The following is a 12177-nucleotide window of genomic DNA, read 5'->3' as shown; positions in this document are numbered from 1 at the left end:
CCATCGTTGTACAGGATTGCCCGGAGCCGCGCATGTCAGACTACCTGCAGCAGTTCGCCGAATGCTTCGCCCGCCTGCACCGGGGCAACCTGGACTCGCTGGAAAACCTGTACAGCGAAGATGTCAGCTTTCGCGACCCGCTGCACCGGGTCGATGGCCTGCCGGCCCTGAAGGCGTACTTCGCCCAGCTCTACGCCAACGCCCACGACATCCGCTATGCCTTCACCGACGCCGACGAGGTCCGGCCCGGGCAGGGCTACTTGCGCTGGACCCTGCACTTTCGCCATCCACGCCTGGCCGGTGGCCGGCCCATCAGCCTGCAGGGCTGCAGCCATCTGCAGTGGCAGCAACGGGTACAGGTTCACCAGGACTACTTCGACGCCGGTGCCCTGCTCTATGAACATGTCCCGGTCATGGGCGGCGCCATCCGCTGGCTCAAGGGTCGGCTGGCATGAGCCGCTACTGGCTGACCGGCGCCAGCAGCGGCATCGGCGCCGCACTGGCCGGGCAACTGCTGGAACAGGGGCACCAGGTGGCCCTGGGCGGCCGTTGCGCCGAGCGCCTGGCGCCCCTGGTCGAACGCTTTCCCGGGCAGGCGCTGGCGGCCCTTGGCGATATCGACGACCGCGAACGGCTGGCGTTGATCGCCGGGGAACTGCAGCAAGCCTGGGGCGCGCTGGACGGGGTCATCCTCAACGCCGGGACCTGTGAATACCTGGAGCCGGGTCGATTCGACCCTGACCTGGTCGAGCGCGTGGTGCGCACCAACCTGCTGGGCCTGTGTCATTGCCTGGCCATCGCCCTGCCCTTGCTGCGCCGTGGCGAGCGCCCGCATGTGGTGGTGATGGGCAGTTCGGTGGCCTGGCTCGCCCTGCCCCGGGCCGGCGCTTATGGCGCATCCAAGGCCGCCGTGCGTTACCTGATCGAATCGCTGCGCATCGACCTGGCCAATGAAGGCATCGATGTCACCCTGGTCAGCCCCGGCTTCGTCGATACGCCCCTGACCCGGCGCAACGACTTCCCCATGCCCCAGCGCTGGACGGCGCAGCGCGCCGCCCGCCATATCGCCCGGCGCCTGCCCGGGCGGCCGCTGGAAATCAACTTCCCTGCTGCGTTCACCCTGGTCCTGCGCCTGCTCGGCGCGCTGCCGCCGCGTTGGCGCCTGGCGCTGGGTCGACGCCTGGCAAGACGGCCACAGGAATAGCCCGCCATGCGCATCGCGATCATAGGCAGCGGCATCGCCGGCCTGACCTGCGCCCACCTGCTGTCGCGCCGCCACGAGGTCACGGTGTTCGAGGCCGACGACTGGATCGGCGGCCACACCCATACCGTCGAAGTGGCCTGGCGTGGCGAGCGCCACGCGGTGGATACCGGCTTCATCGTGTTCAACGACTGGACCTACCCGAATTTCATCCGCCTGCTCGACCAGCTCGGGGTCGCCTCGCGTCCGACCCAGATGAGCTTCTCGGTGCATGACCCGGACAGCGGCCTCGAATACAACGGCCACAACCTCGACACCCTGTTCGCGCAACGGCGCAACCTGCTGTCGCCGGGGTTCTGGGGCATGCTGCGCGATATCCTGCGCTTCAACCGCCAGGCCCTGGCCGAACTGGACGGCGGGCGCATCGATCCGTCCACCACCCTGGGCAGCTACCTCCAGGCACAGGGCTATGGCCGGCGCTTCGTCGAGCACTACATCGTGCCGATGGGCTCGGCGATCTGGTCGATGTCACGGGCGGACATGCTCGGTTTTCCCCTGCAGTTCTTCGTGCGTTTCTGTCGCAACCATGGGCTGCTCTCGGTGAACCGGCGTCCGCAGTGGCAGGTCATCGAGGGTGGTTCGCGCAGCTATGTCGCACCGCTGTGCCGACCGTTCGCCGAGCGCATTCGCCTGGCGTGCAAGGTCGACCGGGTGAGCCGCGACGAAGGCGGCGTCACCCTGCACGGCAAGGCCGGTAGTGAGCGCTTCGACAACGTGGTGTTCGCCTGCCACAGCGACCAGGCCCTGGCCCTGCTGGAAGCACCCAGCGCCCAGGAGCGCGCGGTGCTTGGGGCCATCACCTACGCCAGCAACGATGTGCTGCTACACACCGACACCCGCCTGCTGCCGCGCCGGCGCAAGGCCTGGGCCAGCTGGAACTACCGCCTGGGCGGCCCCGAACAGGCCCCAGCCGCGCTGACCTATAACATGAACATCCTGCAGGGCATCCAGGCCCCGGTGACCTTCTGCGTCAGCCTCAACCAGACCTCACGTGTAGACCCGGCGCAGATCATCGCCCGCTACCAGTACGCCCACCCTCAATACAGCCTCGCCGCCACCGCCGCCCAGGCCCGCCAGGCCGAGCTGCAGGGCCAGCACCACAGCTACTACTGCGGCGCCTACTGGGGCAACGGCTTTCACGAAGACGGCGTGGTCAGTGCGCTCAAGGTCGCCGAACACTTCGGAGAGCAATTGTGAACAGCAGCCTGTGCCCGGGCTGGGTCAGCCATCGACGCCTGGGGCCCCGGTCGCATGCCTTCCGCTACCGGATCGGCATGTTCTACCTGGACCTCGACGAGCAGGCCCGGTTGCTGGGCCTGTCGCGCTGGGTGGGGCGCTGGCGACTGGCGCCCCTGAGCTGGCGCGAGACCGACTACCTGCCGGCGCTGACCGGCAAGGGCGAGCCGCTGGCCCAGGCCGCCCGCCGACTGGTCGGCCAGGCCACCGGCCAGGTTCCCGAAGGCCCGGTGCGCCTGCTGACACAGTTGCGCAGTTGGGGGCTGTCGTTCAATCCGGTGAGCCTGTACTTCTGCCATGACCGCGACGAGCAGTTGGCGGCGATTCTGCTGGAAGTGCGCAACACGCCATGGCGCGAGCGCTTCCACTATGTGCTGCCGGTGCGGGACGGCCTCGAGCAACCGTTCACCATGGCCAAGGCCTTTCACGTATCGCCCTTCCTGCCGATGGCCATGGACTACCACCTGCACTTCCATCTGGATACGCAGCGGATTCACGTGCACATGGAGAACTGGCAAGACGGCCAGAAGGTCTTCGAAGCCGACCTCGCCGTGCGCCGCCAGCCGCTGGACCGCGCCGCGCTGCATCGCTACCTGCTGTCCTTCCCCTGGATGAGCCTGCGCACCGTCTCGGCCATCTACTGGCAAGCCCTGCGCCTGTTGTTCAAGCGTGTCCCCGTTCACGACCATACCGCCAGCCAGGGCACCCTGGCGCTCGGCCATCGCCGCGAGGAGCCCGACCATGTCGAACCCCACCCTGAGCGTTAGCAAATCTGCAGGCCTCACACCGCTATTGGGTGGACTGGCCCGCAGCGCGGTGCTGGCGCAACTGGGCAAGCTACGCCACGGCCACCTGCGGCTGCGCGAGCGGGGACGGCAATGGAGCTTCGGCGACACCGACAGCCCGTTGCAGGCCGAAGTGGAGATCCTTGAAGGCGCGGCCTGGAACCTGGTGGCCGGCAATGGCTCGATCGGTGCCGGCGAAGCCTACATCCATGGCTACTGGCACAGCCCGGACCTGGCGGCCGTGACCCGGCTGTTCGTGGCCAACCTGGAGGTACTGGACGCCCTGGAGGGTGGCCTGGCGCGTCTGGGTCGCCCCCTGCTGCGCCTGCTGCATCGCCTGAACCGCAACAACCGGCGCGGCGCCAAACGCAATATCCTGGCCCACTACGACCTGGGCAACGTCCTGTTCGAACACCTGCTCGACCCGACCATGATGTACTCGGCGGCCCGGTTCGAACACCCCGAGCAACCCCTGGAGCAGGCCCAGCTGAACAAGCTGGAGCAGATCTGCCGCAAACTCGAACTGCGTGCGCAGGATCACCTGCTGGAGATCGGCAGCGGCTGGGGCAGCCTGGCGATCCACGCCGCGACCCGGCACGGCTGCCGGGTCACCACCACGACGCTCTCCGAGGCCCAGTACGCCTTCACCCTGCAGCGCGTCCAGGCGCTGGGGCTGGAGCACCGTGTGACGGTGTTGCGCCAGGACTATCGCGACCTGGCGGGCACCTTCGACAAACTGGTCTCGATCGAGATGATAGAGGCCGTCGGCCACCGTTACCTGCCTGTGTACTTTCGCCAGTGCGCTACGCTGCTCAAGCCCGACGGGCTGATGCTCCTGCAGGCCATCACCATCCGCGACCAGCGCTATGCCCAGGCCTGTCGCTCGGTGGACTTCATCCAGCGCTACATCTTCCCCGGCGGCGCCCTGCCGTCGCTGAGCGTGCTGCTCGACACCGCCAGCCGCCAGACAGGACTGAACCTCGTGCACCTGGAGGACTTCGGCCTGGACTACGCCCGCACCCTGCGGCACTGGCGCGACAACCTGCGCCAGGCCCGCGGTGTGCTGACGGCGCTCGGCTACGACGAAATGTTCCAGCGCCTGTGGGAGTACTACCTGTGCTACTGCCAGGGCGGTTTCGAGGAGCGCGCCATCGGCGTCGCCCAGTTGCTGTGGGCAGCTCCCCTGGCACGGCGCGCTCCGTTGCCCGGGCACTGACCCATGCGCCGTGGCTGGCTGATCGCCAATGCCCTGTGGCTGCAGGCCGGCTGGTGGCTGTGCGTGCTCGGCGCCCGATGGCCCGGGTTGCTGCTGGTGGTGCCGCCGGTCATGGCGGTGCATGTATACCTCTGCCAGGATCGCCCTGGCGAGGCTTGGGCGCTACTGCGCGTGACGCTGGCCGGCTGCCTGGTGGACAGCCTGTTGGGCGCGATTGGCGTGTTTACTTTCGACAGCCGTCCGCTACCCGTGTGGCTGGTTTTGATGTGGCTGGTGTTGGCCAGCGGCCTGCGCCATAGCCTGGCCTGGGCCGGCCAGCCGTTCTGGTGCGGGGCGGTGCTGGGTGCGTTGGGCGGGCCGCTGGCCTATCTGGCCGGTGCCCGGTTGGCGCAGGTCGACCTGCCGTTGGGCGCGGTCACCACCGCCCTGCTGCTGGCGCCGATCTGGGCGCTGCTGCTGCCCGCGCTGGTACGCCTGGCAGCGTGGCGCTGAGCGGCGAAATCGATTGTCCTAATGCCCTGCGTGCAATGCTAATTTCATTCGCCCCCGGTGAACGCTCTAGACTGCCGACTCACAATTCAAGGAGCCCAGGCGATGCATGGCGAAACCTCGATTGAAAAACTTCTCCAGTCCATGAGGCCCGAACTCAATGATGGCGAATATGTCTTTGCCACGGTCACTGACGCCTCGCAGCTGCAAGACCTGAACATTGTAGGCAGCTTCAGGGAGCGCGAAGGCTGGACGGTCATCCTGGAGCGAACGGTCGCGGACGCGATGCAGCTGCCCTACACCTATGTCTGCGCCTGGATCACGCTAACCGTCCACTCTTCCCTCGAGGCCGTGGGCCTGACTGCGGCGTTCGCCACCGCGCTGGGCAAGGCGGGCATCAGCTGCAACGTAGTGGCGGCCTATTACCATGACCACATCTTTGTCGGCGTGGACGATGCCCAGAGCGCCATGACGGTGTTGAAGGCACTGTCTGACAACGCTGGATAATCATAAGTCAGGCCTTTCGCGGCGCAAGGCCGCTCCTACCCGGATCGCGTACCCCTGTAGGAGCGGCCTAGCCGAGGCGTCGGACCGGCCGGAAAGGGCCGCAACGCGGCCCCAGGATCTCAAGCCAGACTCAGCGTCTGCCAACCATCCCCGCCACCCGATCCACCGCAATACGGGTCTTCTCCACCAGCTCATCCAGCTCGCCTCGGCTGGCCACCAGCGCCGGCGCCATGATCATCCGCCCCAGGGTGGAGCGAATGATCACCCCCTCTTCAAAGCCGAACGTGCGGCACTGCCAGGCCAGGTCGTTCTCATTGGCGAAACGCCTGCGCGTGGCCTTGTCCTCGACGAACTGCAACGCCGCCACCAACCCGGCGCCCTGCACCTCGCCGATCAGCGGGTGATCGGCGAACACCTCGCGCAGGATGCGCTGCAGGTACGGTCCGGTGTCTTCCTTGACCTGGCGCACAATGCCTTCGTCGCGCAGGGCCTTGAGGTTAGCCACCGCCACCGCTGCTGCCACCGGGTGACCGGAATAGGTCAGGCCGTGGGCGAATACCCCGCCCCGCTCCACCAGCGCCTCGGCGATGCGCTTGCTCAGCACCAGCCCGCCCATGGGCACGTAGCCACTGGTCAGGCCCTTGGCGATGGACAGGGTGTCGGGCTCGAAACCGAAGTGCTGGTGGGCAAACCATTCGCCGGTGCGACCAAAACCGCCGATCACCTCGTCGGCGCACAGCAGCACATCGTACTGGCGGCAGATGCGCTGGATTTGGGGCCAGTAGCTCTCGGGCGGGAAGATCATGCCGCCGGCGCCCTGGAACGGCTCGGCAATGAAACCGGCAACGTTCTCGGCGCCCAGCTCGAGGATCTTCTCCTCCAGTTGCAGGGCGCAGCGTCGGCCGAACTCGGCCGGGGTCAGCTCGCCGCCCGCGGCGAACCAGTACGGCTCGTCGATATGCGCAACGTCCGGGATCAGCCCGCCCATCTCGTGCATGAACTTCATCCCGCCCAGCGCCGTGGCCGCCAGGGTCGAGCCGTGGTAGCCATTCCAGCGGCCGATCATGATCTTCTTGCTCGGCTGGCCGACCACCTGCCAATAGCGACGCACAGTGCGGATCAGCACCTCGTTGGCCTCGGAGCCGGAGTTGGTGTAGATGGCGTGGCTGTAGTGGCCCGGCAGCAGGCTGAACAGCAGCTCGGACAGTTCGATCACCGCCGGGTGGGTGGTGTGGAAGAACATGTTGTAGTACGCCAGCTGGTCCATCTGCGCGGCGGCGGCGGCGGTCAGGTCCTTGCGGCCATAGCCGAGCTGGGTGCACCACAGGCCGGACATGCCGTCCAGGTAGCGGCGGCCGTCGTTGTCCCACAGGTACAGGCCTTCACCCCGGGTGATGACCCGTGGCCCCTCGGCGTTGAGCGCCTTCTGGTCGAGGAAGGCGTGGATGTGGTGGGCGGCGTCGCTGGCCTGGTAGTCGCGGGTGTCGCGTTTGGGCGCAAAAGGTGCGTTCATTGTTGTTCTCCTCGGGTGAATGTCAGCGCAGCTGGATCCAGGTGGTCTTGAGCTGGGTGTACTTGTCGAACGAATGCAGCGAGAGGTCGCGGCCAAAGCCCGACTGGCGCCCGCCGCCGAACGGCACGGTGACGTCCAGGGCATCGACGGTGTTGACCGACACCGTGCCGGCCTTCAGTCGTCGGGCCACGCGGTGGGCACGGTTGAGGTCGTCGCTCCAGACCGATGCGGCCAGGCCGTAGACACTGTCGTTGGCCAGGGCGATGGCTTGCTCCTCGTCGTCGAAGGCGCTGACCGCCAGCACCGGGCCGAAGATTTCCTCGCGGGCCAGGGCCATGTCCTGGCGCACATCGGTGAAGATCGTCGGCGTGATGAAGTTCTGCGAGCCGTTGACGCTCAGCCGCTCACCGCCGCACAGCAGGCGCGCGCCCTCGGCCCGGCCCTGGGCGATGGCCGCCTCGATGCGTGCGGTCTGCCCGGCATCGACGATGGCGCCGGCGCGGCTGGCCGGATCCAGCGGGTCGCCCGGCAGCCACTCACGGGCCTGGCGCAGCAGGCGCTCGACGAACTCGTCATGGATCGAGCGCTGCACATACAGCCGCGAGTTGGCCGAGCACACCTCGCCCTGGTTGAAGAAGATGCCGAACGCCGCCTTCTGCGCCGCCAGGTCGAGGTCGCGGCAGTCGTCGAACACCAGGTTCGGGCTCTTGCCGCCGCATTCGAGCCACACCTGCTTGAGGTTGGACTGCGCCGAGTACTGCATGAAGTACTTGCCCACCTGGGTGGAGCCGGTGAACACCAGGCAGTCCACGTCCGGGTGCAGCCCCAGGGCGCGGCCCGCGGTTTCACCCAGGCCCGGCACCACGTTGAGCACGCCTTCCGGCAGCCCGGCCTGCAGTGCAAGCTCCGCCAGGCGCAGGGCCGAGAATGGCGACTGCTCGGCGGGCTTAAGGACCACGCTGTTGCCTGCGGCCAACGCCGGGGCAACCTTCCAGGCAGCCATGTCCAGCGGGAAGTTCCACGGCACCACCGCGCCGATGACGCCCAACGCCTCGCGGCTGATCATTGCCACAGCGCTGGCGGCGGTCGGCGCGACCTGGTCGTAGAGCTTGTCCAGCGCCTCGCCATACCAGGCGAACACATGCGCAGCACCGGGTACGTCGATGCTGTAGGCGTCCATCACCGGCTTGCCCATGTTCAGCGAGTCGAGCAGCGCCAGTTCCTCGCGGTGGGCCAGCATCAGCTCGGCCAGGCGCAGCAGCACGCGCTTGCGCTCGGCCGGCGCCATGCGTGCCCAAGGGCCGTGCTCGAAGGCGCGGCGAGCGGCGCGCACCGCTTGGTCGATCTCATGGTCGGCGCAGGCGGCGACCTGGGCCAGGCACTGCTCGGTCGCCGGGTTGACGGCGGCGAAGGTGGCGCCGTCGCGGGCCGCCACCGGGCGGCCGTCGATCAACGCGCTGGTGATGAAGCTTTGCCGTGCAGCGCGCTGCTGCCAATCGCTTTTCGTATGCACGCAGGTCTCCCCTCCGGCCACACGCGGGGCCAGTGATTGTCGTTGTCTGGATAAGGTGAAACGGTGGTTCAGCGCCGTCGCAGGTAGCTTTCCAGCGGGTCCTTGCTCAGGCCTTCCTGGGCCTGGGCCAGCGAGGCGATGAACAGTGAGAACAGCTCGGCCTGGGTGGCGATGTCGAGCTTGGCGTAGAGGTTCTTGCGGTGGGTCTTGACGGTGTCTTCGCTGATCCCCAGGCGCTCGGCCAGCGAGCGCGTGGAATGGCCGCGCAGCAGGTATTGGGCGATATGGCATTCACGCTCGGTGAGCAGGGATGAGCCGAAATTGTTCAGCGCGGCGTTGATCTGCCGCCCCAGCGCGCTCTCGAAGCGTCCGCCCAGGGCCTCGGCATCCAGCTGCCCCCAGTGTCGGCGCACCACTGCCACCACCCAGGCGGCGATGCACTTGAGCTCGGCCACCTGGCGACTGCCCAGGCGCCGGGTGCTGCCCAGGGCCACGGCGATGGACAGCTGGGCGTCCAGCGGCATCAGGTAGTTGAGCTCGTCCTCCAGGTGGGCATGCTGGTAGAAGGAGGTGTAGTACTCGCTGCGCTTGAAATGATCGGGCGCGACATCACTCAGGCGGTAGCAGCCGGCGGGCATGCCGTCCATGCAGGCGCGGTAGAACGGGCACAGCAGGTAGTAGCCTTCGAGGTACTTCTGCACATTGCCCTCGGGCAGCCAGGGCCCCTCGTCGTCCTTGGCGAACAGCGCCGACGGCAAGCCCTTGCGCGGGTACAGGAACACCGTGATGGCCTGGCACGGCGCCAGCTGGTTGAGGGCAGCGAACAACGCCTCGACGAAGCCGGGCGTGCCAATGGCGTCGACCACGCGGGCCATCTGCGCGTACCAGTCGGGCGAATTCAGCTGGGCGTTGCTCATTGTTGTTGTCCCCGCCAGGGTGAGTGCTGGGCGGGATTGTTTCATGGGGGGGACGGGGCGGCTATCACCCTTCGGGGTGAGGAGCCAGTCTCAATTGCTGCACGTCCCCCTGTAGGAGCGGCCTTGTGCCGCGAAAGGGCCGCAAGCGGCCCCGGCGACCTTCGCATCAGTATTGAAATCCTGGGGCCGCTTTGCGGCCCTTTCGCGGCACAAGGCCGCTCCTACAGGGGGCGTGGAGTTGCTACAGTGCTGCATCAGACTTGGAATGCGCATGGCGACAAAAATGCAGGGTAACCCTGCAGATTTGCCAATTGTGCAGGGTAATTTTGCATGACAGGATCGTTCGATCCGCCCGCGCATTCCAGGACTTCACCTGGAAAATCAATAACAAAGCAGGGAGACCGCGATGACCGCGCACGCTCAACCCTCGGCAACGGATCAGGTACTGGCCGAGGTCCGCAACCACATTGGCCACCTCACCCTTAATCGCCCCACCGGCCTCAACGCCCTGACCCTGGACATGGTACGCAGCCTGCAGCGCCACCTCGACCAATGGGCCCAGGATCCGCAGGTGCACGCCGTGATGCTGCGTGGCGAGGGCCCCAAGGGCTTCTGCGCCGGTGGCGATATCCGCTCGCTGCACGACAGCTACAAGGCCGGCGAGAAGCTGCACGAGGACTTCTTCGTCGAGGAATACGCCCTGGACCTGTGCATCCACCGCTACCGCAAGCCGGTGCTGGTGCTGATGGACGGCTTCACCCTCGGCGGCGGCATGGGCCTGGCCCAGGGCTGCGACCTGCGCATCGTCACCGAACGCAGCCGCCTGGGCATGCCCGAGGTGGGCATCGGTTACTTCCCGGATGTCGGCGGCAGCTACTTCCTGCCCCGGGTACCGGGCGAACTGGGTATCTACCTGGGCGTCAGCGGCAGCCAGGTCAAGGCTGCCGATGCCCTCTACTGCGGCCTGGCCGACTGGTACGTCGACAGTGAGCAGCTCGCGGCCCTGGATGACGGGCTCGACCGCCTGACCTTCGGCGCCAACCCGCTCAAGGACCTGCAAGGCTTGCTCGCCAAGCTGGGCACCCAGACCTTGGCGGACGCGCCGCTGGCGACACTGCGCCCGGTGATCGACCACTTCTTCGCCCTGCCCGACCTGCCGAGCATCATCGAGCAACTGCGCGCCGTGACCATCGGCGATAGCCGCCAATGGGCGCTGGACACCGCCGACCTGCTGGAAACCCGCTCGCCGTTGGCCATGGCGGTCACCCTGGAACTGCTGCGCCGTGGCCGCCACCTGGCCCTGGAAGACTGCTTCGCCATGGAACTGCACATCGACCGCCAGTGGTTCGCCCACGGCGACATCATCGAAGGCGTGCGCGCCCTGATCGTCGACAAGGACAAGCAACCCCGCTGGAACCCGCCGACCCTGGCCGGTCTCACCGCCCAGCGGGTCGACCAATTCTTCGAAGGCCTGTGAGCCCGGGAGTACACAGATGCAAGACCTGGAACTGAGCGAAGAGCAGATCATGATCCGCGACATGGCCCGCGATTTCGCCCGCGGCGAGATCGCGCCCCATGCCCAGGCCTGGGAAAAGGCCGGCTGGATCGACGATGACGTGGTGCGCAAGATGGGCGAACTGGGCCTGCTCGGCATGGTCGCCCCGGAGCAGTTCGGCGGCAGCTACACCGACTACGTGGCCTACGCCCTGGCGGTGGAGGAAATCTCCGCCGCCGATGGCGCCACCGGGGCGATGATGAGCATCCACAACTCGGTGGGCTGCGGCCCGCTGCTGGCCTACGGCACGCCCGAGCAGCAGCAGGCCTGGCTGCCGCGACTGGCCAGTGGCGAGGCGATCGGCTGCTTCTGCCTGACCGAGCCCCAGGCCGGCTCCGAGGCCCACAACCTGCGCACCCGCGCCGAGCTGGTCGATGGCCAGTGGGTCATCAACGGCGCCAAACAGTTCGTCAGCAACGCCCGCCGGGCCAAGCTGGCCATCGTCTTTGCCGTGACCGACCCGGAACTGGGCAAGAAAGGCCTCTCGGCCTTCCTGGTGCCGACCGACAACCCAGGCTTCAAGGTCGACCGCAGCGAGCACAAGATGGGCATTCGTGCCTCCGACACCTGCGCGGTGACCCTGGACGACTGCCGCATCCCGGCCGCCAACCTGCTGGGCGAGCGCGGCAAGGGCCTGGCCATCGCCCTGTCCAACCTCGAAGGCGGGCGTATCGGTATCGCCGCCCAGGCCCTGGGCATTGCCCGCGCGGCGTTCGAGGCGGCGCTGACCTACTCCCGCGAGCGCATCCAGTTCGGCAAGCCGATCAACGAGCACCAGAGCATTGCCAACCTGCTGGCCGACATGCAGGTGCAGGTCAACGCTGCGCGCCTGCTGATCCTGCATGCCGCGCGCCTGCGCAGTGCCGGCAAGCCTTGCCTGTCGGAGGCCTCCCAGGCCAAGCTGTTCGCCTCGGAGATGGCCGAACGGGTCTGCTCGATGGCGATCCAGGTGCATGGCGGGTACGGCTACCTGGAAGACTATCCGGTGGAGAAGTACTATCGCGATGCGCGCATTACCCAGATCTACGAGGGTTCCAGCGAGATCCAGCGCATGCTGATTGCGCGTGAGTTGAAGCATTACACGGTGTGAGCCCGGCCATTGCCTCAAGCCACGCACGATCCCTGTAGGAGATCGCCCAGCCCTTCGGGCTACGCTGTCGCGCAGGTAACAGAGTTCCAGCGTGG

General features: G+C 67.1%; 12 protein-coding genes. 9 read left to right on the top strand and 3 right to left on the bottom strand.

What is annotated here, in order from left to right; translation table 11 throughout:
- Positions 1-32: 32 nt before the first annotated feature.
- The 7 genes from POF53_RS14785 to POF53_RS14755 all read left to right on the top strand — a co-directional run bounded on the left by POF53_RS14785 (position 33) and on the right by POF53_RS14755 (position 5494).
- Positions 33-455, top strand: coding sequence for a nuclear transport factor 2 family protein (locus POF53_RS14785; RefSeq protein ID WP_498968259.1), 423 nt, complete (start codon positions 33-35; stop codon positions 453-455).
- Positions 452-1204 carry an SDR family NAD(P)-dependent oxidoreductase gene (locus tag POF53_RS14780; RefSeq protein WP_498968257.1) on the top strand — a complete coding sequence of 251 codons (753 nt, stop codon included), beginning with the start codon at positions 452-454 and terminating at the stop codon, positions 1202-1204. The genes POF53_RS14785 and POF53_RS14780 overlap by 4 nt, the downstream gene beginning before the upstream one ends.
- Before the next feature lie 6 nt (positions 1205-1210).
- Positions 1211-2458, top strand: coding sequence for an NAD(P)/FAD-dependent oxidoreductase (locus POF53_RS14775; protein ID WP_498968255.1), 1248 nt, complete (start codon positions 1211-1213; stop codon positions 2456-2458).
- Positions 2455-3264: a DUF1365 domain-containing protein gene (locus POF53_RS14770; RefSeq protein WP_254464566.1), complete on the top strand. Its 810-nt coding sequence runs from the start codon at positions 2455-2457 to the stop codon at positions 3262-3264. The genes POF53_RS14775 and POF53_RS14770 overlap by 4 nt, the downstream gene beginning before the upstream one ends.
- On the top strand, positions 3239-4498 hold the full coding sequence (locus POF53_RS14765) for an SAM-dependent methyltransferase (RefSeq protein WP_203652554.1): 1260 nt from the start codon (positions 3239-3241) through the stop codon (positions 4496-4498). Before POF53_RS14770 ends, POF53_RS14765 begins: the two co-directional genes overlap by 26 nt.
- Before the next feature lie 3 nt (positions 4499-4501).
- Entirely contained in the window at positions 4502-4990 is a 489-nt protein-coding gene (locus tag POF53_RS14760) for a DUF2878 domain-containing protein (protein ID WP_498968252.1), read from the top strand.
- A gap of 102 nt (positions 4991-5092) precedes the next feature.
- Positions 5093-5494, top strand: a complete 402-nt coding sequence (locus tag POF53_RS14755; protein WP_203652552.1) for an ACT domain-containing protein — start codon at positions 5093-5095, stop codon at positions 5492-5494.
- A 130-nt stretch (positions 5495-5624) separates the two neighbouring features.
- Here the strand turns inward: POF53_RS14755 and POF53_RS14750 are convergent, their stop codons facing one another.
- The 3 genes from POF53_RS14750 to POF53_RS14740 form a co-directional block, all read right to left on the bottom strand.
- Positions 5625-7007: an aspartate aminotransferase family protein gene (locus tag POF53_RS14750; protein WP_232857241.1), complete on the bottom strand. Its 1383-nt coding sequence runs from the start codon at positions 7005-7007 to the stop codon at positions 5625-5627.
- 22 nt (positions 7008-7029) lie between these two features.
- Positions 7030-8520, bottom strand: coding sequence for an aldehyde dehydrogenase (locus tag POF53_RS14745; RefSeq protein ID WP_498968249.1), 1491 nt, complete (start codon positions 8518-8520; stop codon positions 7030-7032).
- 68 nt (positions 8521-8588) lie between these two features.
- The gene (locus POF53_RS14740; RefSeq protein ID WP_498968247.1) at positions 8589-9437 is read right to left on the bottom strand and encodes a helix-turn-helix transcriptional regulator; all 849 of its coding nucleotides are present in this window, start codon (positions 9435-9437) and stop codon (positions 8589-8591) included.
- Positions 9438-9843: 406 nt separating this feature from the next.
- On the opposite strand from POF53_RS14740, the gene POF53_RS14735 reads away from it, so the two are divergent.
- Together POF53_RS14735 and POF53_RS14730 are read left to right on the top strand one after the other, a co-directional pair.
- Positions 9844-10914 (top strand): enoyl-CoA hydratase/isomerase family protein, encoded by a 1071-nt coding sequence (locus POF53_RS14735; RefSeq protein WP_254464571.1) that lies wholly within the window; start codon positions 9844-9846, stop codon positions 10912-10914.
- 16 nt (positions 10915-10930) lie between these two features.
- Positions 10931-12082, top strand: coding sequence for an acyl-CoA dehydrogenase family protein (locus POF53_RS14730; protein ID WP_050705342.1), 1152 nt, complete (start codon positions 10931-10933; stop codon positions 12080-12082).
- Positions 12083-12177 lie beyond the last annotated feature (95 nt).

The sequence above is a fragment of the Mitsuaria sp. RG genome (genome assembly GCF_028369275.1).
GTDB classification, from domain to species: domain Bacteria; phylum Pseudomonadota; class Gammaproteobacteria; order Pseudomonadales; family Pseudomonadaceae; genus Aquipseudomonas; species Aquipseudomonas peradeniyensis.
The sequence above is the reverse complement of the archived record's forward strand: the minus strand, read 5'-3'. Positions and strand labels throughout refer to the sequence as shown.